The sequence below is a fragment of the Klebsiella sp. Lac1 genome, from assembly GCF_009825425.1.
Classification (GTDB): Bacteria; Pseudomonadota; Gammaproteobacteria; order Enterobacterales; family Enterobacteriaceae; genus Klebsiella; species Klebsiella electrica.
Window position 1 is genome coordinate 1,719,486 of sequence record NZ_VJZJ01000001.1, and the last position, 21,636, is coordinate 1,741,121.

The following is a 21,636-nucleotide window of genomic DNA, read 5'->3' on the forward strand; positions in this document are numbered from 1 at the left end:
TACGTTATGCCTGTTTGCCCGGCAGACAGGCAGTTTTGAGCGAGAGCAGATAAAAATGCCGAACAGTTATTACTGAACAACGGGTCGGTATCGTGGTTCAAAGAGTTATTAGCGGCATTCCGGGGACCGAATGAAGGGCCTAAACACGTCTGTGGCAAATCTACGAACCATGGTGAGTGGCAGCCTTGCGATATCCAGACTGATCTTATCGTGCCTGCTCTTTGCCACTGGCTTCTGATAACGCGCCCAGAGATGTATGCGGTGCCACGCCCTTAGCACATTTGCCAGTCGCCCCCAGCCGCAAACACCACAAAAAAGGTCCTCGATCGCGTTTCAGGACGCATCAACCGGGCCTTCGTGACCACAATGCATCTCTGTTTACTTACCGGAGATCGTTATGTTACGGCCCCTTTGTTGCTTTCTTTTTTCTCTTCTCTTTAGCGTCGCATCGTATGCCAACACGGCTTTTCGCCAGTTGAATATCCACGAGGCTAGCTCCCGCCCTCTCAATATCGCTATCTGGTATCCCACCGCAGCAACCGGCTCGCCGGAAAAGGTGGGTGACAATATTGCCTTTTACGGCACCTCTGCGCTGCGCGATGCGGCGCCGGAAGTGGGCGAGCATCCGCTGCTTCTGCTTTCTCACGGCTATGGCGGCAACTGGCGCAACCTGAACTGGCTGGCGACGGAAATGGCGGCTCAGGGCTATATTGTGGCGGCGGTCGATCATCCCGGCACGACAACATTTAACAAGCGGCCGCAGGATGCGAAGGAACTCTGGCGCCGCCCGCAGGATCTCCTACGGGCAATGATGAAAATTATCACTACCCCCTCCCTTGCCGGAAAAGTCGATACGCAGCGCATAGCCGCAGCCGGACACTCTCTCGGCGGCTGGACGGTACTTGAACTGGCGGGGGCGCGCTTTGACGCCGCTCGCTTTCAGCATGATTGCCGGACACATGCCAGGCTGTCCGCCTGCAAGTTAATTCAGACGCTGGGTATTGATGACGCTGGCGGGCGACTGGCAGCAAACGAAGGCGATCCGGCAATCAAAGCCGTTGTCTCACTCGATCTGGGCCTGGCCCGCGGATTCACGCCAGAATCACTTTCTCAGATTGCAGTGCCGGTGCTGATTATGGCGGCTCAGGCGGACAGCGATGAGCTACCCGCCAGGCTGGAGTCGGGCTACCTGGCGGAATATCTCCCTGCCGCGGTAAGACGGGTAGTGAATGTCGAAGGGGCCACACACTTTAGTTTTATGCAGCAGTGCAAACCGGGTGCGATGGCATTAATCGCGGAAAAAGAGCCGGGCGAAGAGATTGTCTGCCAGGATGGCGGCACCCGGAGCCGCGCCGCGATTCACCGTCAGCTCGCCCGGGATATCAGCGCCTTCCTCAATCAGGCCCTCGACTTTCAACCGCTGTCCGGCGGTAATCCGTCGGGGTCATACCGCTGATACGAAGAAACTCGCGATGAAAGTTTGATTTGGTGGCAAAACCCGCCTCCAGCATCACTTCCGTTACCGGCAGGGTGGTGTTGCGTAGAAGCTGCTGCGCATAGTCGATGCGCAAGCCGTTGATCCATTGTGAGACATTGCAGCCGCGCGTCAGGTTCACCGCTTTTGAAATCTGGCGCGCGGGGACCCCAGTTTTTCTCGCCAGCGCATTCAGCGTCAGGTCGGGATTCAGATACAAATTCTGCTTGTTTATCAACGTGTTGACCTGCTGATAAGTCGCGAGAAACGCGTCACTATTGTTCTCTGTACTCGCTTCGGCGGGCAAAACCGGCTCCGCGGCCGGGAGCAACGGACGGCTACTACCGACAATGGCAAAACAGACAAATGGCAGCAGAATAGCCTGCGAGATTGCGACCAGTTGCGGCGCCTGCCGGCCCTGATAAAAATGGAAATTGAGCGCGATGGCCAGATCGGTCAGTCCGGAAAAACAGAGGAAGACCCCCGCGATAAAAGCGAGCGATGACGTTGCAGCACTGTCGCTAAGTCGCCTGAAAATAAACGTATCGCTTCCCTGCAGCGCCGTTCGAATCAGGGCGCAACCGTAGCCGATATAGAGCAGCATCAGCACCACATCCGTGGTTTGCGGAGCAATAAGGTTCAGCGCCAGAGCCAGCGTCGGCGGTCCCACAAAAGCGGCAATTTTTTGCTGCAAGCGCTGTTCTGTAAAGCAGGCAAAGCAGTGCCAGGCCAACGGTGGCAGAGTGATCGCTATGACAGACTGCAACTGGCGCAGTTGAATAAGGTCAAACTGCCAGCGCAAGGCTGACATCAAGACCAGCAGCGAACAGCCCGCAATAAAAATCGCGCTGTTGCGATAGCCTGCGGGACGCTGCCGGCAAACCTTCAACAGTAAAATAAGCAAAATAGACAGGGTGTACCAGGGAAAGGGAATGGCCGGCATGGAATACCTGTACGCAAAGCATTTATCTCAGGGGAATGTTGTGCCATAAAAAGGCGTAAAAAGCATCACCAGGCAGAGAAATCTTTTAACGATTCAACACGTTCCCCCTTTTTTACCCCGTCCTGACTTATGCTGTCGTCATGGCTGCTCAACCTGAGAATCTGCGCGTTATCTCCCTCGGTGAACTCACCGCGCCAGGCAGACATCTGCCACTATTATCGGGTCGTTTAACAACACGCTCTGCAATGGCTCCTGATATTTCATCCGTCGCCTGAAGAATGGAGATTACCCGTATCCACGCTGGCGATAATGTTGAGCGCATACAGGGGCGCCGTTTCAGGCCCCCCTTGTTTATCCTGTGGCTAATCCTCATAAGCTGCGCTATGGAAGTCAATTTCCCACTGCAGCACCTCGCCGTAAAGCGCCGACAGCGCCTGCTTCTCACTGTCACTCATTACGCTGGCGCACCGATCCAGTTCACCCTTCAGCCAACTCGCCTGCTGGAAAAACGCCTCTTCAGCATGCATTTCCACCCAGCGGCGAATATCAGCATCGCTCTGGCGCTGTTCGCTCGCCCGTCGGCACCAGCAGTAGTACATCCATTCCGCCGCGAACATCATAGTCATTATCTGCTCATAGCTGCCCTGTCGGGCCATCCGCAGCATGCCGTCGCGAAAGCGCTGCACGCCGGGCAAATCGTCGGGATAATCCGCAGGATTGATCTGCCGTGCTGTCAACACCTGTTCAAACCATGCCATCTGCGTGTCGACCAGGGCATTCAGTACGCCGATTAGCCAGCGCTGCTGCTGAATATGCGGCGCCTTGCTGACCCCGAGGGCAAAAATGGCGATGGCCGTGGCGACAAAGTTGCCCTCAAACACCAGATAGCGGTCGAATACGGTTGTCGGCAGACGATCCTGTTCAATATCCACCACAAAACGGTGCCGCTGCATCACCTGCCAGACCTGCTGATGTTCGCGCAGCAGGCGATCGCTAAACGCTTCCATTATGCCTCCTCCAGCGCAGCCTGAGCGACCGACATAAAATGCTGTACTCGGGCCAGTTCAACATCGTTCCACCAGACGCCGTCAACCTTCATGGTGCTGGCCACAATGACCCCCTGAGTCCGTCCGAGGATCTGGCGGACGTTGGCCGGCGTCACCCCCGAGCCCACCAGCAACGGTAACGCTGTCGCCACGCGAATCTCATCAATTTCCGCCATCGTGGCGCTATCGCCGGTGCGCTGGCCGGTGGCAATCACCGCGTCGGCCTCGAAAAAGTCCACGTCGCGAGTCAGTTCCTGAATCGAACGATCGGCAACGATGGCATGGCTACCGTGCTTAACGTGGCTATCGGCGAAGACGCGAATATGTTCAGCACGCAGCATACTGCGATAGCGCAGCGCCTTAGCCGCCGCCCCTTCAATAAATCCTTCGTTGGCGATATAAGCATTGGCCCACTGATTGACGCGGACGAAATCGGCCCCGCCCGCCAGGGCGATAGCCATCGCCGGAATCGCAGCGTTAGCCAGGACGTTAATCCCCAGCGGTACACCAAAACGCTCGCGGACTTTCTCGGTAATCACCGCCATCAGCGCTGAGGTTTCATGACCGATATCTTCAGGTTTGGAAAAGGGAATATCGCCGTGGTTTTCAATAATCAGACCGTGAACGCCGCCAGAAACATAATTATCCGCATCGCGAAGCGCACGTTCAACAATATCAGAAACTGATTTCCCTCGGTATTTAGGCGCGCCGGGAAACGGATCGCAATGAATAACACCGATAACGGCTTTACTACGTGAAAAAATAGCTTGTATTGCATTCGTTTTTTCTGCTGAGATAGCAACCATCTTATCCATCCTGTTAAGGGAACACTATGCGTGTTTACGTTACCGGTAATATTACCGTAGATGAAACCTGGTCCATTCCGGATATACCGAAAAAAGGCTCGTCAATTCACGGCATTAAAGTTTCGCAGGATATCGGCGGTAAAGGCGCGAATCAGGCGATTATATTATCTCGCTGTGGAATAGAAACGCGTTTAATTGCCGCCACGGGAAATGACAGCAACGGAACCTGGATCCGCCAACGGATAAAAAATGAAGCGCTGACGCTACTACCCGACAGCCATTTTAACCAACATAGCGATACCTCGATTATTTTAAATAGCGCCGATGGCGACAATGCCATCATTACCACCACCGCCGCTGCCGATACATTCGGCCTTGATGATATTATGCCGCACCTGGCGAAGGCCGCCGCAGGCGATATTCTGCTACAGCAGGGCAATTTCTCCCTGGAGAAAACGCGGGCGCTATTCCAGTACGGCAAAACCCGCGGTATGACAACGGTCTTCAATCCCTCACCCGTTAATCCTGACTTTTGCCATCTGTGGCCGCTTATCGATATCGCGGTAGTCAATGAATCAGAGGCCGAGCTGCTGCAACCTTACGGCGTCAAAACCTTAGTCATTACCGAGGGCGCGGCAGGCGCCTGGCTTATCCGCGAGGGGCAGCGCCAGTTTTGCCCCGCCGTCCCCGCCGCAGCGCTGGATACCACCGGCGCGGGCGACACGTTCCTCGCCGTGATGCTGGCATCCGCTATCCTGCGCGGCGTGGCGCCCGATGGTCTGGCGTTGACGCATGCCAGTCGGGCTGCCGCCATTACCGTTAGCCGCCGGGGTACGCTCAGCGCGTTTCCCGACGCCCAGGAACTCGCCGCCCTGTTAGCCACGGGCGGCGCCCACTGACCTACTTGAACAGCGAACGGTAGCTATCCACGTTCGCTTTGGTCACCACCGTAGCCGGAACCAGAATGGTTTTCGGTACGGTTTTGCCGGAGGTGATGCTGTTCAGCGCCTTCAGGGCTTCAGCCCCCATCTTTTCCGGGTCCTGCTGCAGAACGGCGGTGACGTAGCCGCCGTCAATACCGGAAATCGCCTTCGCCGTCAGATCCCAGCCAAAGACTTTAATATCTTTCTGCCGCCCCTGGTTTTCCACGGCGGCGATAGCGCCCAGCAGAGCGGGTTCGCCAGTGGCATAGATCGCTGTCAGATCGGGGTTGCCGGTAATCAGGTTCTCCGCCGCGGTCATTGCTTTATCCTGTACGTTCTGCCCGTCGACGACATTGGCGATGGTAATTTTCGGATTGCTTTTCAGCGTCTCTTCAAACCCTTTCTGCCGCTGGTTCTGAATGGCCGAGTTCAGCGCGCCGACAATCCCCAGTCGCGCCTGGCCGCCCATCTCTTTCTGCACGTAATCAACAAAGTATTTTCCAATAATTCTGCCGCCCTCGATATTATCCACGCCAACCTGAGCCGCCTGAGGCCCGGCCGGTAATACGGCATCAATCGCAATCACGGGAATGTGAGCGGCGGCGGCTTCTTTTACCGCCGGCATAATTCCGTTAACGTCAATAGCGGCAACCAGAATGCCTTTAACACCTTGCTGAATATAGTTTTCAATCGCGTCGTTTTGTGCAACGGGATTATCGTTAGAGTTAAAAATCACTAAATCCTTACCACTGGCTTTTGCGGCATCCTGCGCGCCTTTATTCATCAGATTAAAAAACAGCGCCTGCTGATTGATTTGTACCAGCGCATAGGTTGGAGCCGCAGCGCTGGCGGCAGAAATAAAGCTCACAGATGCCAGCATTGTTGTTGCGACAGCAATAAAACGCAGTTTTCCGGTGTTAAATAACATCATCATTATCCTCGTCGGGAATCGTTGATAGCCAGCAGAGTTCCGCGCCGCATGCGAACGCAGAAGGATTATTTTTTTGGCGGGCAAATATCGTCTATATGGCCAGAACAATCATCGACCGTTCGGCGGATACCTGCTTAATTTCATTCCGGCAACCGGTCCGTGTCGGTGCGCGACTGGAATGAGTTAAACGGGGTTGGGAATGACTTCCCGGATGATGCGGTAAACTGCCTATACAATTCTCCGCCATTTAAAATTTGTCAAGCATTTATTTCGGGCCTCTGTGTGCAGAGAAATTGCTGTATCCACCGCGCTTAACTATGTTACAGATAGCCAATTCTGGCAGAAATGGCGCAGGAAATGAGTATAAAACGCGTATTACTATCCGACGTGGCAAAGCTGGCCGGCCTGTCGAAGGCTACCCTGTCGCGCTATATGAACAACAGTATCGTGCTGCCGCAGGACACCATCGACCGCATCGAAACGGCGATCCACGAACTGGACTATCGCGGTAATAGCCTCGCGCGCCGTCTGAGCAAAGGCGGCAGCGAAACCCTTGGCCTGGTGCTACCCGATATTACCAACCCCTTCTTTGCCGAACTGGCCGATGCCGCCGAAGAGGCCGCCTCGGCCAACGGCTACAGCCTCGTTCTGTGTATTACCCGCAATAACCCGGAAAAAGAGTGTCAGTTTATTCGCTGGCTGGATACCTGCCAGGTCGATGGGCTGTTGTTCACGACTAACCGCCCCGATAACGGCCTGCTGCGCAAAGAGATCCAGCGTCACGAGCGTATTGTGCTGCTGGATGAGGATATTCCCGGCAGCAAGGTGCCTAAAGTGTTTGCCGATAACGTCCAGGGTGGACGCATCGCCACCGAAAAACTGATCGCCGCCGGGCATCGCCATATCGCTTTCGTCGGCGGGCCGGACAAGCTGATGAGCGTCCGCGAACGCTACCAGGGCTTCTGCACCGCCATGGAGCAGGCCGGTCTGATCTGGCCCCCTGAATGGGTGATGTACGGCGACTATCAGCGCGAGTTCGGTCAACAGGCGCTGCAGTACCTGTTTAGCCAGTCGCAGCGCCCTACCGCCGTCTTTGCCGCCAGCGACTATCTGGTACTTGGCCTGCTTGACGGACTGCGCGCCCGCGGACTACAGGCGCCGGAGGCGCTGTCGTTAGTCGGATTTGATGACGCCAACTATGCCGATTTCACCCAACCGCGGATTTCCACTATCCGCCAGCCCGCCCGGGAACTGGGCCGCACCGCGGTAAACATCATGATGCGCCTGCTGAACAACGACAAAGATATCCCGGCAGAAACCCGCCTGCCGGTCGAATGGATTGGCCGCGACTCGATCAAGATTTGTTAAGCACGTCCCAAAATGGCGCAAAAGCGCCCGTTTTTGGCGCAAAAAACGTTCGACTTGCCAGCGCTTCACTATAATCAGTAAACCGGTTTACCGGGATGGAATCAAGAAACGTTATTTATTCCATAAGGTTAAGTAACAGGGCAGCGATGTGATTCCTGCCCTGGCACGGATGCTGCAATGTTCTTACTGGCGAACAAATATCTTACGTAGCGTTTGGTCAGACTGGATTGGTGAGTGCTCCGCTCCGCAGGTAAACCGGTTTACTAGAATGTGAACCGTGTCGGAGGGAGTATCTCCCGCAGGATGACGAACATTTTCCCGGCAATAGCGATGGGAGTTATCAGATGCAGCAGCCACAAACCCCCCCGCCAAGGGTGGAGATGATCAATATCACCAAGACCTACGGGTCGATACGTTCATTGCGCGGAGTCAACCTGGAGCTGGCCCCGGGCGAAGTGCTGGGCCTGGTCGGCGATAACGGCGCGGGGAAATCAACCCTGACCAAAGTGCTCTCCGGCGCGGTGATCCCCTCCAGCGGCACGATTCGTATCGATGGTGAACAGCAGCAGTTTGCTAATCCGGCCGATTCGCGCCGCTGTCATATCGAGATGGTGTATCAGGATCTGTCGCTGTGCGACACGGTTGACGTCGCCGGCAATCTGTTTATGGGCCGCGAGCCAATGAAATCGGTCCTTGGTATCCCCTTTCTCGATGAGGCCAGAATGCACGCCGATGCCCGGGAGATGCTAAAAGGGCTGGGAATTTCCATTCCCGATACCCGCCTGCTGGTGCGAAATCTTTCCGGCGGTCAGCGCCAGGCCATTGCCATCGCCCGCGCGGCGGCTTTTGACCCGAAAGTGCTGATCATGGACGAGCCCACCGCCGCGCTGGCCGTTGCGGAAGTCGAAGCGGTTCTGGAACTGATTCGTCGCGTTTCCGCACGCGGCGTGAGCGTGATTCTGATTACCCACCGCCTGCAGGACCTGTTCCTGGTCTGTGACCGGATCATGGTGATGTATGAAGGTACCAACGTCGCCGACCGGCGGGTGGCCGACACCAGCCTGAGCGATATCGTTAACCTGATTGTGGGCGAAAAATTCACCGCCCGCTCTGCGGCTGCACACTGAGGTAACAGGATGAGTATCATGAACTTAAGTAGCTCCCGCATGATCCAGCATTCGCTGCCCCGCCGCCTGCTGCATAACCACTCGGGCGTGGTGAGCATCGCGCTGTTTTTTGTCTTCTGCTGCGTGGTATTTTCACTGATCACCAGCAATTTTCTCACCGGTACCAACTGGCTGAATATCATCCGTCAGAGCGCCCCGCTGCTGATCGTCGCGACCGCCATGACTCTGGTGATTACCACCGGCGGCATCGATCTGTCGGTGGGCTCGACCCTCGCGCTGGTCGGCGCGTTGTCCGCTATCGCCCTGAACAACTGGGGGCTGTCGTGGCCGGTGGTCCTGCTCGGGGGGCTGCTGCTCGGCGGATTGGTGGGCGCCATCAACGGCTTCTTCATTGCCTATGAAGGCATACCGGCGTTTATCGTTACCCTCGCCACCCTGGCCGTTGTTCGCGGTATCGCGCTGCTGGTCACCCAGGGCTACTCGATTCCGGTTCCGGCTGACAGCCTGTTTACCTTTATCGGCCGCGCCTGGGTTGTCGGTATCCCCATGCCCGCGCTGATCGGCGTGATGATTCTGGTTATCGGGCATATCGTTCTCAACCATATGCGCTTTGGCCGCTACGTGACGGCTATCGGGGCGAATGCCGAAGGCGCGCGACGCAGCGGGATCAACACCAAAGCGGTCACCATGAAGGTCTATATCATCAGCGGAATGGCCGCCGCCCTGGCCGGTATGATCATCACCGCGCGCCTCGGCAGCGGTTCCTCTAACCAGGGCGAAGGCTTTGAGCTACAGGTTATCGCCGCGGTTGTGCTCGGCAGTACCAGCCTGTTTGGCGGCTTCGGCACCATTATCGGCACACTGCTCGGCGCGCTGTCGATTGCGGTGATTCAGAACGGGCTGATCCTGTCGCATATTTCGCCGTTCTACACCCAGATAGCCACCGGCACCATTATCCTGCTGGCTATCTGGCTGAACACCCGCATTCTCAACCCCGCTCGCGCGGCGGCAAAAGGATAGATAGCTGATGAAAGGATCAATTTTTCGCCATCCTACCCCGCTGCCGCTTGGCGTCAGCAGCGGTTATGTCATGACGGTGCTTGGCCCGCTGCCGGTTAGCGAAATGGGCGTGACCCTGATGCACGAGCATATTCTGCTGGATGCCTCCGGCAAATGGGTGCCGCCCTGCTGCTGTAGCGATCGTCATCTTGCCGAAATGCCGGTGAAGATGGAAAACCTCGGCGAACTGTCGCTGAACCCACTGATGAGCCGCGATAACTGCCAACTGTTTGACGTCGACGTGGCGATTGAAGAGCTGACCAAATATCGCGCCCTTGGCGGGGAGACGGTGGTCGATCCGACCAATATCGGCATTGGCCGCGATCCCAAAGCGCTGGCGCGCATCGCGCGTCTGACCGGCCTGAACATTATTATGGGTACCGGTCTGTATCTGGAACCGTCGCACCCCGAGTGGGTAAAAACCAGCAGCGTCGAACAGCTGGCCGAACGGCTGATTTACGATCTGGGCGGCGCAGAGGAGAAACCGGAAGTGCTCGCCGGGCTTATCGGCGAAATTGGTATCTCAAGCCGCTTTACGCCGGATGAAGAGAAGTCCCTGCGCGCCGCGGGGCGGGCCAGCGCCGCGACCGGCGTGCCGATCGAGGTCCATCTGCCGGGCTGGGAGCGGCTCGGTCACCGGGTGCTGGATATTCTCGAACAGGAAGGCGCCGATCTACGCCATACCGTGCTGTGCCATATGAATCCCAGCTTTGCCGATAAGCGCTACCAGCGTGAACTGGCGCAGCGCGGGGCATTTCTCGAATACGACATGATCGGCATGAGCTATTACTACGCCGACGAATCGGCGCAGTCGCCCTCCGACGAGGAGAACGCCCGCGCCATTCGCGAGCTGATTGACGACGGCTATATCCAGCAGATTTTGCTGTCGCAGGACATCTTCCTGAAAACCATGCTCACCCGCTACGGCGGCCACGGTTACGGCTACATACTCAAGCATTTTGTTCCTCGTCTGCGGCGCCACGGCGTCAGCGGAGAACAGCTTGAAACCTTGATGATTGGCAATCCCCAACGGGTCTTTGGCGGATAAAAAGGAAAGACATCATGCAGAAAAAAATCTTACTGGTCGGTGAATCCTGGACCAGCACATCAACACATGTTAAAGGCTTCGATCAGTTTGCCACCGCCACCTGGCATACCGGCGCAACGGATTTCCTCGCCGCGCTTGCGGACAGTCAGTACGCCATTACCTACATGCCCGCCCACGCGGCGGCGACGGACTTCCCGCTGACCCAGGACGCGCTGCGGCAGTGGGACGCAATTATTCTCTCGGATATCGGCGCCAATACGCTGCTGCTGCATCCGGATACCTGGCTGAAAAGCCGTCGTACCGCCAACCGTCTGACGCTTATCCATGACTACGTTGCCGCTGGCGGCGCGCTGATGATGATTGGCGGCTATTACAGCTTCCAGGGAATTAACGGCGGCGCGCGCTATCGCCATACCGCCGTCGAGAAGGTTCTGCCGGTCCGCTGCCTGGCATGGGACGATCGTATTGAAACCCCGGAAGGTTGCTATGCCGAAGTGACGGAATCTCACGCCCTGTTTAACGATATTCCCGGCGAATGGCCGTGGCTGCTGGGCTACAACGAAGTGGAAATGCATCCGCAAGGCAAACTGCTGGCGACGATCGCCGGTACCGGCCATCCGCTGCTGGCCATTCGCGAATATCAACAGGGGCGCTCGCTGGTATGGACCAGCGATATGTCGGCGCACTGGCTGCCGGAAGAGTTTAGCAACTGGCCCGGCTATCGCCAGCTGTGGATTAACTGCCTTGACTGGCTGACGGAACGTCGCTGATGACCACCACCCTTGAACTGGCCCGGCAACTGCTGGGCTTTAACACCATCAATCCGCCGGGTAGCGAAGCTGATTGCATGCGCTTCTTTGCCGGCTGGCTTGCAGATAGCGGCTTTGAGGTTTCGCTGTCCTCGTTCGGCGAGGGGCGCAGTAATCTGATAGCCAGGCTGCGCGGGGCGACGGCCGGTAAACCGCTGGTCTTTACCGGCCATCTGGATACCGTGCCGCTCGGTAATGCGCAGTGGCAATACGATCCTTTCGGCTCGCAGATAGAGGACGGGCGTCTTTACGGCCGCGGATCCAGCGATATGAAAGCGGCGGTGGCGGCATTTGCCGTTGCCTGCGTTGAGCACCGGGAAGCCATTATGGCCGGGCGCGGCGCGGTATTGCTGATTACCGGCGGGGAAGAGACCGGCTGCGACGGCGCACGGGCGTTGATTGAATCCGCTTCCCTGCCGGAAACGGGCGCGCTGATCGTCGGCGAGCCTACCGCCAATTACCCGGTTATCGGCCATAAAGGCGCGCTGTGGTTACGCTGCGAAACCCGCGGGAAAACCGCCCATGGCGCGATGCCTGAACTGGGGATAAATGCTATCTATCTGGCGGCGGATGCGCTGGGTAAGATTCAACATTTTTCACCGGGCGCGCCGCATCCGCTGATGAAGCAGCCCACCCTTAACGTCGGTCGGATCGAAGGCGGGTTAAATATTAATTCCGTGCCGGACCGCACGCGTTTTGATGTCGATATCCGTAGCGCGCCCAATTTACAGCACGCCACCATCCGCCAGCGCCTGACCACGCTGCTTGGCGAGAACGTCACGATATCGACGCTGGTCGATCTGCCCGCGGTATTGAGCGAAGCGGATCACGCATGGATAAAGCAGGTTTATCAGCGCTGCCAGCCGCTGCACGATCGGCCGCTCGAACCGCGCGTGGTGCCCTACTTTACCGATGCCTCGCTGCTGCTACCGGCGCTGGGTAATCCGCCCTGTATTATTCTCGGCCCCGGCGAGCCCTCTATGGCTCATCAAACCGACGAATACTGCCTGCTCAGCCGACTGCAGGAGGCTGAACAGCTATACGGAGACCTTATCCGCGACTGGATGGCGTAAATGACCTGCTGAGAATGCGAAGAAATAGTGACAACGTCACTTATAACTGACGCCCTGCGGCCAAAGCTCTGCGGGGTTGTCAGCGATTAGCGTTTGAATATAATCGCGAAATATCAGAGGATAACGGCCTCGCACCCGGAATGTACCCTCACCAGCAAGGAGGCATGACTATGCCCTTAAGACTCAGCCCCGTACGCGTTTGTCTCCTCTCTTTACTCCTTTCCGCCTGCTCGGCCCCCCCCTTCTGCGCCGGATAGCGCTGAAAACGCTAAATTATCGGCAGAAGTGGATAAGATGTTTCGCGATTATCCGATAGGTTCAGATACTTCACCGCAGGCCAACGTCGCACGCTATCTGACGCAGGTTCAGAAGGCTATCTCCGCTAAAATAGACCAGCCGCAGTCGTATCAGGGACAACGATGCTCCGTACGCTTAGCGCTACAGCGTGACGGGACGGTGGATAACGCCACCGTCGAGAACGGCGACCCGGCGTTGTGTGCGCAGATAGTGTCCGCGCTGAAAGGAGCCAAAATCCCGCCAGCGCCGGATGAAAAAACCTATCAGACATTCAGCAATGCCGTTATCGACTTCAAACTATAACCGGTCTTTTCTGCCGGCTATCGCAGGGGCCATTCGGCCCCTGTATGATTTCAGAACTCCACGTGTCCGCCGAAATGATAGCGTCGTCCTTCCAGCATCGCCTTCTGCCTGTAAGCGGTGGTGTAAAGCGGATTAACATCAAACAGATGGCGAGCGATCGTTGCGATGGGTCACGTAGATTTCATCGCGTGCGGCGTTATAGCGCACGGCGACCGAATTAATCAAATACACCTTTAGAGAAAAGCCACTTACTCCCATCAATATTTATATGTAGCCTGTAGGCATAGCAGAAACGCTATTGTGTAATAAAAAATTGCGCAATAAAAAAGAGTGCCCATGCGTATTACACGTTTAACAGTCGCGGAGAAAGAATGATTTTAATTTTTACGATGTTTATATTTTCCCTCACCCTGTCATTTTCCCCAGGCCCGGTAAATATGCTGATTATATCGTCGGGGGCGATTCATGGATTCAGAAAAACGTTGCCGTTGATCTCAGGCGCGACCACCGGTTTTACTTTACTGCTGATCGTCGTTTGTTTTGGCTTGTACGCCGCAATTGAACAATATCCTCTGTTCTTCAAATATCTCAACGCTGCCGGCGCACTGTTTATACTGTATCTGGGGTATAAGATAGCGTCATCTCAACCTGATTTAGCATTGCAAAAAACCGAAACGCCGGGTTTTATTCAGGGATTTTTAATGCAATGGTTTAACCCGAAGGCCTGGACGGCCTGCGCATCAGGCGCGGCGTTATTTTCCGACCCGACCACCAACACGACGGTCGCCGTCTTTATCATGATTTATTTTGTCGTCTGCTATCTCTCACTGGCTTCATGGGCGGTTATCGGCGACAAAGTTTCAATACTGCTCAGAAGCAGACAACGCATCCGTACTTTTAACCTGTTGATGGGCGGATCGCTGATCGTTACGGCGGGCTACCTGCTCTGTTTGCCACTTCTCAATCATTCATAATTGATGAGACGCAAAAGCATTATAAATGTCATTAATCAATTTATAGGCAATGCTGCTGGTCGATATATTCGCAGGCCATATTGCGTATACCTTCAGCGGTTCTAATGACCAGTCGGGGAGCACTTCCTGCATTTCTCCACGCCTGACATCCCCCTCACTGAGATAGCGAGGGGGAGCCGCCAGCCCAGCTTGTTGCTTCGCAAGCGCATAGGCGGCTTCAACATTATCAACCCACACCGCTGGCGTATACTTGACTAGCACCACCTCGCCATTTTTATGCCTGAACTCCCGGCTATTCTGCCTCATCGTCAGGCCAATCCAGGGCAGATGTGATAAGTCATCAGGATGGTTGATGGGTTTATAATGACTGAGCAACCCCTTTGATGCGACCAGTTGCCGGGGCAGGACAAACAGATGCCGGGCTTTGAGAGAACTATCCGGCAGTTCCCCAATCCGAAATGCGACATCAATACTCTCGCCAATAATATCTTTACGCGTGTCGCTATAAGAAATGTTCAGGCGCACATCCGGATATTGTTGTATGAAAACCGCGAGGTGGCGCGTAAAGGCGCTATTAATAAAAACGGCGGGGACAGAAATATGCAGCTTATTAGCCGTAGATATAGAACGCTGCTTAAATTCAATCACCCCCTTCTCATAAAGTTCCAGCATAGATTTGGCCGTCTCCAGCAAACCGACGCCATCGTGAGTCAGAGAGAGTTTTCGCGTATTTCTATATAGCAGAGCGCTACCCAGATTTTTTTCCAGTTTCGCCAGATGGCTGCTCGCCGTGGCGGTCGTCAGCCCTAAAGCGTCTGCGCCACCGGAGATTGAGCCCGCCTCGACAATTTTTGCGAACACAATCAGGTAGCGGATGTCATCAATCATTTACATTCCTTTGGTCACTCATAGACGTTGAGCCAGAGAGCCAAGCGCTGAAGGCCAGGCCGGCAAACATCGCGCCCGGCGGCAAAAAAACAGGCCGCTAAGGGCTTTGCTTATCTCGGTACCGCGCCCGTGCGCCACACCCGCAGGCCGAAAACGTTGATATACAGCCCGGCCATAATCAGCACGGCGCCCAGCAGCTGCAGGCCGTTCAGCGTTTCGCCGAGCAACAGCGCGGCGCTGGCCATACCAACGACCGGCACCAGCAACGACAGCGGCGCCACTCGCCAGGTTTCATAGCGCCCGAGCAGCGATCCCCAGATGCCATAGCCGACAATCGTGGCAACGAACGCCAGATACAGCAGCGAAAATACGGTCAGCATATCAATATGAATCAGGCTCGCCGCCATCGCCTGCGGGCCATCGATAGCCCATGACGCCAGCATAAACGGCAGCACGGGAATCAACGCGCTCCACACCACCAGCGACATAATCTGCGGCTTCTCGGCGCGGGACATGATCTTCTTATTAAAGATATTCCCGCAGGCCCAGCTCAGCGCCGCCGCCAGGGTCAGCATAAATCCGACCACCGGGACATGCTGGCCGCCGAGGCTGGCTTCCACCAGCACCAGAATGCCAAAAATAGCCAGCGCAATCCCGGCCAGCTGTTTTCCCTGCAGGCGTTCACCGAAGGCAAAGGCGCCAAGAATAATGGTGAAGAATGCCTGAGCCTGAAGCACCAAAGAGGCCAGGCCGGCGGGCATCCCAAGATTAATTGCGCAGAATAAAAAGGCAAACTGACCAAAGCTGATGGTCAGGCCATAGCCGAGCAGCAGACGCAGCGGGATTTCAGGACGGGCAACAAACAGCAGCGCCGGGAAAGCCACCAGTAAGAAGCGCAGCCCCGCCAGCATCAGCGGCGGCATATTGTGAAGCCCGACCTTAATCACCACAAAATTCAGTCCCCACACTACCACCACCAGCAGCGCCAGCAGCCCGTCTTTACGTGTCATACCCTGCCTCTGTTGTTATAAGAATTTTTGTGAACAAAATCAAAGTACCCAAAAAAGCGCCCGGCGGATAGATCATTATTTTTGGCAGGGTGTGAAAGCACGCGATAGCACGGGGTTGCGCTATACAAGCTCCTGATAGAATGATATTTCTGAGCAGAACACGCTAAAAAACATTTCATCAGGCAAAGAATATGACACCGACCATCAGACGCTCGACCATCGCGTTGCTGGCGTCCTCGCTGCTGTTGACTATCGGCCGTGGCGCAACGCTGCCCTTTATGACAATCTTCCTCACCCGTCAGTACCAGCTTGAGGTGGATAACATTGGCTATGCGCTCTCCATCGCCCTCACCGTCGGCGTCGTCTTTAGCATGGGGTTTGGCATTCTGGCCGATAAGTTTGATAAAAAACGCTATATGATTATCGCCGTGCTGGCCTTTATCTGCGGCTTCATCGCCATTCCGCTGGTCAATAGCGTGACGCTGGTGGTGGTGTTCTTTGCCCTGATCAACTGCGCCTATTCCGTCTTCTCTACCGTGCTGAAAGCCTGGTTTGCCGAGGTTCTGGCGCCGGAAAAGAAGGCGCGGATCTTCTCCCTCAACTATACCTTTCTGAATATCGGCTGGACCGTCGGCCCGCCCATCGGCACACTGCTGGTGATGCACAGCATCAACCTGCCTTTCTGGCTGGCGGCGGCCTGCGCCGCGCTGCCGCTGGTGGCTATTCAGCTCTTCGTTCAGCGTTCCCCGGCGGCGGTTGCCCAGGAGAACGCCACCCGCTGGTCGCCTTCAGTGCTGCTGCGTGACCGGGCGCTGATGTGGTTTACGCTTTCCGCCCTGCTGGCCTCGTTCGTCGGCGGTTCATTCGCCTCCTGTATTGCGCAGTATGTGCTGGTGGTCGGCGATAGCGATTTCGCCGAAAAGGTGGTGGCGGTGGTGCTTCCGGTTAACGCCGCCGTGGTGGTGGCGCTACAGTACGCCGTCGGCCGTCGGTTGAGCGCCAGCAATATTCGTCCGCTGATGACTTTTGGGACGGTCTGTTTCGTCCTCGGGCTGGGGGGATTTATTCTTTCCGGCAACAGCCTGCTGCTATGGGGGATATCTGCCGCCGTGTTTACCCTTGGCGAGGTTATCTACGCGCCGGGCGAGTATATGCTGATTGATAACATCGCCCCCGCCGGCATGAAGGCGAGCTACTTTTCCGCCCAGTCGCTGGGCTGGCTGGGCGCCGCCTTCAACCCGATGATTAGCGGATCTATCCTGACCCATATGCCGCACTGGTCGCTGTTTGTGGTGCTGATGCTCGCGATTATCGTTGCCTGGCTGATGATCTTGCGTGGAATGAAAGTTCGCCCGTGGCGCAATGGCTGTTCGTTCGTCAGCGCCTGAACCCAGGCGTCATGCGGCTGTCGGGTTAATGTCGTGTAACTGTCGGCTGCGGATCGTGGTGCCCGACAGTGCCCGGAACCACACTCCATCTCAGGTTTTCACCCGGAGATAAATATGATGAACAGCAGTAATCAGGTTAAACAATTACGTCTGCAGCGCGCCTGGTCCCAGGAGCAGTTGGCCGAACTTGCCGGCCTCAGCGTGCGGACCATTCAGCGCATTGAGAACGGCGATCGCCCGGGGCTGGAAACCCTGAGCGCCCTTGCCGCAGTTTTTGAAGTGAACGTGGGCGAAATAACCGGTGACGCCCCGGCAGGCCACGAGCAGTCTCTCGATTTACGTATCGAAGAGGCAAAAGCGCGCGTGCATCAGGAGAGTCGCTTTTTCCGCTCCTTGTCGACCGCCGTGGTGGTGTGCGTGTTGCTGGTTTTACTCAACCGGTTTACCTCTCCGGGCCACTACTGGTCTGCGTGGGTCGCCGGGATCTGGGGGGCATTGCTGCTGGTGAGAGGCTTGCGCTTGTTTGTTTTCGGCGAATGGATCCGCAACTGGCGTCAGACACGGTTGCAGCGGCTGCTGCGCAAATAGATTTGCCCCCGCCGTCGTCCCCCGCTTGCGCTGACGCTAAGCGGGGCTACGGATGGCTACGGATGGCTACGCAGGCAGACTCCGGCTAGTCACCCCGCAGAGCTTTCACGCCTCGGGGCGATGATGCGCCGGCTATCTGAGATAGCTTCGCGCCGGGCGACGTTGGCCGGTTTTCTTTTGCGCTGGGGACTTTCGCCGTTGGGCGAGATTGACCGTCGGGAATCACCGCAATAGGGACCGCGCCGCCTGCCGTAAGCGTCGGCTTTACCGCCATGATCCGCTCAACGTAGCTGGTCTGCGCCTGGCCTTCAGGGAGAAAGCCGCGGCGGAAGTTGCCGCTGTAGTAGCAGGAAAACGCCGCCAGCTGCGCCTGTTGCGGGGAAAACTTGACCGACGCGCGGCGCAGGCATTCATTAAAAATACCGGCAGCGGCGCGGGCGTTATGACAAGGATCGAAGACGGTTTCATAATCCAGTCCGTATTTGTCGAGATTGTGCCGGTTCACCTGACCCAGCCCTAGCGAAAAATTCCAGCCTGCCTGTGCCAGATACTGCGCGGTAGCGACAGCTTCTTCCTTATGGCGCGGCTGACGCGCCAGCCGCCCGCCCACCACGCCAATGGCATAAGGATTAAACGACGATTCCACTTTCATTAAACGTTCCAGCACCTGGGGAGCGACGTCTGGCGCGCACTGATTAGCCAAAACAGCCAAATCCAACACTCTGACCTCCTGTCTCGCGGGGGTTATTCCGGCTCATTTTTATTGATAAATTTCACCGAGGATTTTTTAGCAATCCCCGTCAGGACGTTAATAATGTCCTGATAGTTGGTGGCAAGGAACACGTTGTCACCGGCGCAATAATTGCGCCACAAATTAAGGGCATTGGTAGTTTCAGAATTATTAACCGTAAAAATAAAAAAGATATCGGCCACCTGAGTCGGGGTTCCCTGCGGGTAACGGAGTAGTCCCTCCCTGACTCGCCGGCAAAGATCGTACGTTTTAAATAGCCGCTCGGTCATCGCATAGGGTCCACTGGTCGTGCTGCCGGAATCAATACCATCGGATATCACGATAATTGCTTTTCTGGGATTGGTGCCTTTGGCAACTACCGGTAGGGATCGTAGCAGGCCAGAGGTCACATGAGTGGGTGAGCCATTAACAATCCTCATGTTATTAAACTCATCAATAACACTAATATCGTTTGTTAGCTCTATAAGATAGGACTTAGGTTTTGCTGTCTTATCCTTCAGGAGATTGACCATCTCGAAACTAAAATCCATTGCGTCAAATGCAGAATAACAATCCAGATCAAAAGGCCGCATCGACCGCGATCCAATCATATGTTTAAAGGTGATAACCGCCTGTTCTGAAAACATATATCCATCGGCAAACATCCCATCATAATCCAGGGTTTCATTATTCGTGATTGCATAATTCGCGCCGTCTCTCAGCATTAAATCATGAGCCGCTACACGCGATTCAAGAAACTCATCATAGTTATCAAACAACCTTGAACGCGGATCGGCATCACAGCTGTACACATCTCTACCCACGCTGCTGCCATAACTCGCATTTTTTACGCACCATCCTTTCGTAATCATATTATCCATACTATTACCGGTAGCCGGACCAATCACATCTTGATAATAGCTATATAATGAACGGTCATAACTATAAGACTGAGCCTTCTCAGCAGGAGTATTAGAATTATTGATATGGAATTTATTATACCAGAAATCAAGATCGACTTTTTGATACTGTGGCTTTAGCTTTCCTACAAAAGAGCAACCCACGCTTACCCCACCCGCAATATTTTCGCCCGGCAGGATAACTGGCACACCAATACTGAATGGAATAATGCTTACCGTATTACTCACCGAATCATCATTTAATATATCACTGATGAAATCCGTCACAACCTTACGGAGCAAGGTAATTCTTGTCATCCCCGGCTCTGATGAGAGTTCTTGCATTGAACCCGAAAAATCCAGTACCAGAGCGTAATCAGTCGGGAATCTGACGACTTCAAACGTTTTTCTGACCACTCCCGCGCCGCTGTCGGCACGAATATCCACCGCGGAGTCAAAACCGACCTCTTGCTGCGCGCCGATTATTGGCCGCATGCTGGCTTTACCGCTGGCGGTATAGTCCACGGAGTCAAGTTTGCCGGTTTCCGTGGTGCTGTAGTTCACCTCTACCGCTACGGCCAGATCGTTTTTCGCGATCGTCGCATCCGGCACATAGTAGGAAAGGTAGTTATGCACCAGCGTAATATTCTCCGCCTTATCCGCGGCGGTGGTGTTGCGGTTGTCGAGAATCGCCACCGCCAGCACGCCTTGATTAAGGCCATCTGCCAGCCTGGCGCGACTGCTTTGTAAATTAGCGCCATCATAGGCCACCGAATAAAACATCATTATCAGCGGAAACATAATGGCAAACATCACGGTTATCGCGCCGTACTCCTGACGCAAAAGACGCACGATAAACCGTAAAAACCGGCTTCGCATAATTTTCACCTCGCCCATAAGGAACGGTATTAACGCGGGATCACCGCATTGCTGATGGCAATATCGCCGATCTGTATTCCGGCGCTATTCAACGCGCGTTTAAATAAACTCTCGCCGCCCGGCAGACACATCGTCACCTGATAAACCGGCAGCCAGCGCCCTTTCGTATCCCACGGCGACAGCGCCGCAATCTGCGCGCTGGTTATCGCAACCCGGCTGCGGCAGATCCCGGTCCCCCGGGAGAAGGACTGAGTATTCAACAGGTTTTTTTGCGCTTTGCTGCCGCTGGATTGAAAGAAGGCGGCTTCCACCACCAGCTGATAGCGGCTGCCTGCCAGACGGCTCTCCTCCAGCAGAACACCGGCCAGATCGTAGAGATCGCTGACCTCCTGCTGACTTAGCTCCTCTCTTTCGCCATAGAAGACGGACCTTTCGCGTACCACGCTGGCCAGCGAATGGGTGACCCGCTCGAGGTAACTTTTGTTCAGAAAGACGGCGCTGAAATCCACCAGCAGCGCGCACAGCACAAAAAAGACGACGAAGTACAGACCGGCCTCAATCGCGACTGACCCTCGATCGTCGCGTAATGCGCGTTTTATCTTGCCCATCGTGTTATTCATTATTTTCTGCCTCACGCTGAAATTCCTGTACCAGTAAAATCCTGCGGCTCAGTTCCTGGATGACGCTTTGCGAAGGAAAGAAGAAAAACAGCGGCTGATAATCAGTGGTCACTTTGTAAAATGCCAGCGGCTTATTATGCGCATCCGTGGTGGTGCAAGTGTGGTTAATCACCGCGGAGATACTGTCACACCAGCTAACCGAAAGCTGGACATGTACTTCACGGGAAATGAGCGGCCAGTCGGCCATGCGCTTATTGATTTCGGCATTAAAATATTGCTGATAATTGTCTGGCACTCTGGTGATCGCCGCTATATGGCCCGACTCGGCGATAATCAGATCGAGCGCCGAGGAAATAAAGACCACCCGGCACATCTCGGCAATAAAAAGTATCGAAATAATAAAAGGAATAAACACCATGGAAAATTCCATAGCAGCAACGCCATGTTCAGCGC

Annotated in this window: 21 protein-coding genes and 1 pseudogene; 12 read left to right on the forward strand and 10 right to left on the reverse strand. The window is 55.3% G+C overall.

Going from position 1 to position 21,636, the window contains the following annotated elements; all coding sequences use genetic code 11:
* The first annotated feature begins 397 nt into the window (after window positions 1–397).
* Entirely contained in the window at window positions 398–1,456 is a 1,059-nt protein-coding gene (locus tag FNY10_RS08140; protein ID WP_131050284.1) for an alpha/beta hydrolase family protein, read from the forward strand.
* Here the strand turns inward: FNY10_RS08140 and FNY10_RS08145 are convergent.
* The 3 genes from FNY10_RS08145 to FNY10_RS08155 all read right to left on the reverse strand — a co-directional run bounded on the left by FNY10_RS08145 (window position 1,395) and on the right by FNY10_RS08155 (window position 4,269).
* A complete protein-coding gene (locus FNY10_RS08145; protein ID WP_160704931.1) occupies window positions 1,395–2,417 on the reverse strand; it encodes a helix-turn-helix domain-containing protein in 1,023 nt (340 codons plus the stop codon). The two genes, FNY10_RS08140 and FNY10_RS08145, sit on opposite strands and share 62 nt — an antisense overlap.
* A gap of 362 nt (window positions 2,418–2,779) precedes the next feature.
* Window positions 2,780–3,424: a TenA family protein gene (locus FNY10_RS08150; RefSeq protein ID WP_141964567.1), complete on the reverse strand. Its 645-nt coding sequence runs from the start codon at window positions 3,422–3,424 to the stop codon at window positions 2,780–2,782.
* Complete coding sequence (locus FNY10_RS08155; RefSeq protein WP_160704930.1) at window positions 3,424–4,269, reverse strand: BtpA/SgcQ family protein; 846 nt, start codon at window positions 4,267–4,269, stop codon at window positions 3,424–3,426. The genes FNY10_RS08150 and FNY10_RS08155 overlap by 1 nt, the downstream gene beginning before the upstream one ends.
* Window positions 4,270–4,295: 26 nt before the next feature.
* Between FNY10_RS08155 and FNY10_RS08160 the strand changes: the two genes are divergently transcribed.
* Entirely contained in the window at window positions 4,296–5,168 is an 873-nt protein-coding gene (locus FNY10_RS08160) for a ribokinase (protein WP_160704929.1), read from the forward strand.
* 1 nt (window position 5,169) lies between these two features.
* Here FNY10_RS08160 and FNY10_RS08165 read toward each other — a convergent pair whose 3' ends face one another.
* Window positions 5,170–6,123, reverse strand: a complete 954-nt coding sequence (locus FNY10_RS08165; protein WP_131050279.1) for a substrate-binding domain-containing protein — start codon at window positions 6,121–6,123, stop codon at window positions 5,170–5,172.
* 345 nt (window positions 6,124–6,468) lie between these two features.
* On the opposite strand from FNY10_RS08165, the gene FNY10_RS08170 reads away from it, so the two are divergent.
* From FNY10_RS08170 to FNY10_RS08205, 8 genes and pseudogenes are all read left to right on the forward strand, one after another.
* Window positions 6,469–7,491: a LacI family DNA-binding transcriptional regulator gene (locus FNY10_RS08170; RefSeq protein ID WP_131050278.1), complete on the forward strand. Its 1,023-nt coding sequence runs from the start codon at window positions 6,469–6,471 to the stop codon at window positions 7,489–7,491.
* Between the two features lie 380 nt (window positions 7,492–7,871).
* Entirely contained in the window at window positions 7,872–8,618 is a 747-nt protein-coding gene (locus FNY10_RS08175) for an ATP-binding cassette domain-containing protein (RefSeq protein ID WP_160704928.1), read from the forward strand.
* Window positions 8,619–8,636: 18 nt separating this feature from the next.
* On the forward strand, window positions 8,637–9,638 hold the full coding sequence (locus tag FNY10_RS08180) for an ABC transporter permease (RefSeq protein WP_160704927.1): 1,002 nt from the start codon (window positions 8,637–8,639) through the stop codon (window positions 9,636–9,638).
* A 7-nt stretch (window positions 9,639–9,645) separates the two neighbouring features.
* On the forward strand, window positions 9,646–10,725 hold the full coding sequence (locus FNY10_RS08185) for a phosphotriesterase-related protein (protein WP_160704926.1): 1,080 nt from the start codon (window positions 9,646–9,648) through the stop codon (window positions 10,723–10,725).
* 14 nt (window positions 10,726–10,739) lie between these two features.
* Entirely contained in the window at window positions 10,740–11,495 is a 756-nt protein-coding gene (locus tag FNY10_RS08190; protein WP_160704925.1) for a glutamine amidotransferase, read from the forward strand.
* The gene (locus tag FNY10_RS08195) at window positions 11,495–12,607 is read left to right on the forward strand and encodes a M20 family metallopeptidase (protein ID WP_131050274.1); all 1,113 of its coding nucleotides are present in this window, start codon (window positions 11,495–11,497) and stop codon (window positions 12,605–12,607) included. Before FNY10_RS08190 ends, FNY10_RS08195 begins: the two co-directional genes overlap by 1 nt.
* A 170-nt stretch (window positions 12,608–12,777) precedes the next feature.
* Window positions 12,778–13,207, forward strand: a pseudogene (gene tolA, locus FNY10_RS08200) (cell envelope integrity protein TolA).
* A 371-nt stretch (window positions 13,208–13,578) separates the two neighbouring features.
* The gene (locus tag FNY10_RS08205) at window positions 13,579–14,181 is read left to right on the forward strand and encodes a LysE family translocator (RefSeq protein WP_141964563.1); all 603 of its coding nucleotides are present in this window, start codon (window positions 13,579–13,581) and stop codon (window positions 14,179–14,181) included.
* On the opposite strand, the gene FNY10_RS08210 is transcribed toward FNY10_RS08205, so the two are convergent.
* Window positions 14,176–15,069 (reverse strand): LysR family transcriptional regulator, encoded by an 894-nt coding sequence (locus FNY10_RS08210; RefSeq protein ID WP_141964562.1) that lies wholly within the window; start codon window positions 15,067–15,069, stop codon window positions 14,176–14,178. The two genes, FNY10_RS08205 and FNY10_RS08210, sit on opposite strands and share 6 nt — an antisense overlap.
* Window positions 15,070–15,179: 110 nt before the next feature.
* Window positions 15,180–16,079 (reverse strand): O-acetylserine/cysteine exporter, encoded by a 900-nt coding sequence (gene eamA / locus FNY10_RS08215; RefSeq protein WP_131050270.1) that lies wholly within the window; start codon window positions 16,077–16,079, stop codon window positions 15,180–15,182.
* Window positions 16,080–16,270: 191 nt separating this feature from the next.
* Here eamA and ydeE point away from each other — a divergent pair, with 191 nt between their 5' ends.
* Window positions 16,271–17,467 (forward strand): efflux MFS transporter YdeE, encoded by a 1,197-nt coding sequence (ydeE, locus tag FNY10_RS08220; protein WP_160704924.1) that lies wholly within the window; start codon window positions 16,271–16,273, stop codon window positions 17,465–17,467.
* A 117-nt stretch (window positions 17,468–17,584) separates the two neighbouring features.
* Window positions 17,585–18,055 carry a helix-turn-helix domain-containing protein gene (locus tag FNY10_RS08225; RefSeq protein ID WP_100683838.1) on the forward strand — a complete coding sequence of 157 codons (471 nt, stop codon included), beginning with the start codon at window positions 17,585–17,587 and terminating at the stop codon, window positions 18,053–18,055.
* Window positions 18,056–18,140: 85 nt separating this feature from the next.
* On the opposite strand, the gene FNY10_RS08230 is transcribed toward FNY10_RS08225, so the two are convergent.
* Genes FNY10_RS08230 through FNY10_RS08245 form a run of 4 tightly spaced genes read right to left on the reverse strand, consistent with a single transcriptional unit; the run spans window position 18,141 to window position 21,601 of the window.
* Window positions 18,141–18,776 (reverse strand): lytic transglycosylase domain-containing protein, encoded by a 636-nt coding sequence (locus tag FNY10_RS08230; protein WP_100683774.1) that lies wholly within the window; start codon window positions 18,774–18,776, stop codon window positions 18,141–18,143.
* A 23-nt stretch (window positions 18,777–18,799) separates the two neighbouring features.
* Window positions 18,800–20,563 carry a TadE/TadG family type IV pilus assembly protein gene (locus FNY10_RS08235; RefSeq protein ID WP_160704923.1) on the reverse strand — a complete coding sequence of 588 codons (1,764 nt, stop codon included), beginning with the start codon at window positions 20,561–20,563 and terminating at the stop codon, window positions 18,800–18,802.
* 29 nt (window positions 20,564–20,592) lie between these two features.
* The gene (gene tadF, locus FNY10_RS08240) at window positions 20,593–21,183 is read right to left on the reverse strand and encodes a tight adherence pilus pseudopilin TadF (RefSeq protein ID WP_131050266.1); all 591 of its coding nucleotides are present in this window, start codon (window positions 21,181–21,183) and stop codon (window positions 20,593–20,595) included.
* The gene (locus FNY10_RS08245) at window positions 21,176–21,601 is read right to left on the reverse strand and encodes a hypothetical protein (protein WP_160704922.1); all 426 of its coding nucleotides are present in this window, start codon (window positions 21,599–21,601) and stop codon (window positions 21,176–21,178) included. The genes tadF and FNY10_RS08245 overlap by 8 nt, the downstream gene beginning before the upstream one ends.
* Window positions 21,602–21,636 lie beyond the last annotated feature (35 nt).

Excerpts from the sequence above, each read along its gene's own strand:
- FNY10_RS08140 (WP_131050284.1), top strand. The coding sequence starts at position 398 with ATGTTACGGCCCCTTTGTTGCTTTCTTTTTTCTCTTCTCTTTAGCGTC.
- FNY10_RS08145 (WP_160704931.1), bottom strand. The coding sequence starts at position 2,417 with ATGCCGGCCATTCCCTTTCCCTGGTACACCCTGTCTATTTTGCTTATT.
- FNY10_RS08150 (WP_141964567.1), bottom strand. The coding sequence starts at position 3,424 with ATGGAAGCGTTTAGCGATCGCCTGCTGCGCGAACATCAGCAGGTCTGG.
- FNY10_RS08155 (WP_160704930.1), bottom strand. The coding sequence starts at position 4,269 with ATGGTTGCTATCTCAGCAGAAAAAACGAATGCAATACAAGCTATTTTT.
- FNY10_RS08160 (WP_160704929.1), top strand. The coding sequence starts at position 4,296 with ATGCGTGTTTACGTTACCGGTAATATTACCGTAGATGAAACCTGGTCC.
- FNY10_RS08165 (WP_131050279.1), bottom strand. The coding sequence starts at position 6,123 with ATGATGTTATTTAACACCGGAAAACTGCGTTTTATTGCTGTCGCAACA.
- FNY10_RS08170 (WP_131050278.1), top strand. The coding sequence starts at position 6,469 with ATGGCGCAGGAAATGAGTATAAAACGCGTATTACTATCCGACGTGGCA.
- FNY10_RS08175 (WP_160704928.1), top strand. The coding sequence starts at position 7,872 with ATGATCAATATCACCAAGACCTACGGGTCGATACGTTCATTGCGCGGA.
- FNY10_RS08180 (WP_160704927.1), top strand. The coding sequence starts at position 8,637 with ATGAACTTAAGTAGCTCCCGCATGATCCAGCATTCGCTGCCCCGCCGC.
- FNY10_RS08185 (WP_160704926.1), top strand. The coding sequence starts at position 9,646 with ATGAAAGGATCAATTTTTCGCCATCCTACCCCGCTGCCGCTTGGCGTC.
- FNY10_RS08190 (WP_160704925.1), top strand. The coding sequence starts at position 10,740 with ATGCAGAAAAAAATCTTACTGGTCGGTGAATCCTGGACCAGCACATCA.
- FNY10_RS08195 (WP_131050274.1), top strand. The coding sequence starts at position 11,495 with ATGACCACCACCCTTGAACTGGCCCGGCAACTGCTGGGCTTTAACACC.
- FNY10_RS08205 (WP_141964563.1), top strand. The coding sequence starts at position 13,579 with ATGATTTTAATTTTTACGATGTTTATATTTTCCCTCACCCTGTCATTT.
- FNY10_RS08210 (WP_141964562.1), bottom strand. The coding sequence starts at position 15,069 with ATGATTGATGACATCCGCTACCTGATTGTGTTCGCAAAAATTGTCGAG.
- eamA (WP_131050270.1), bottom strand. The coding sequence starts at position 16,079 with ATGACACGTAAAGACGGGCTGCTGGCGCTGCTGGTGGTGGTAGTGTGG.
- ydeE (WP_160704924.1), top strand. The coding sequence starts at position 16,271 with ATGACACCGACCATCAGACGCTCGACCATCGCGTTGCTGGCGTCCTCG.
- FNY10_RS08225 (WP_100683838.1), top strand. The coding sequence starts at position 17,585 with ATGAACAGCAGTAATCAGGTTAAACAATTACGTCTGCAGCGCGCCTGG.
- FNY10_RS08235 (WP_160704923.1), bottom strand. The coding sequence starts at position 20,563 with ATGCGAAGCCGGTTTTTACGGTTTATCGTGCGTCTTTTGCGTCAGGAG.
- tadF (WP_131050266.1), bottom strand. The coding sequence starts at position 21,183 with ATGAATAACACGATGGGCAAGATAAAACGCGCATTACGCGACGATCGA.
- FNY10_RS08245 (WP_160704922.1), bottom strand. The coding sequence starts at position 21,601 with ATGGTGTTTATTCCTTTTATTATTTCGATACTTTTTATTGCCGAGATG.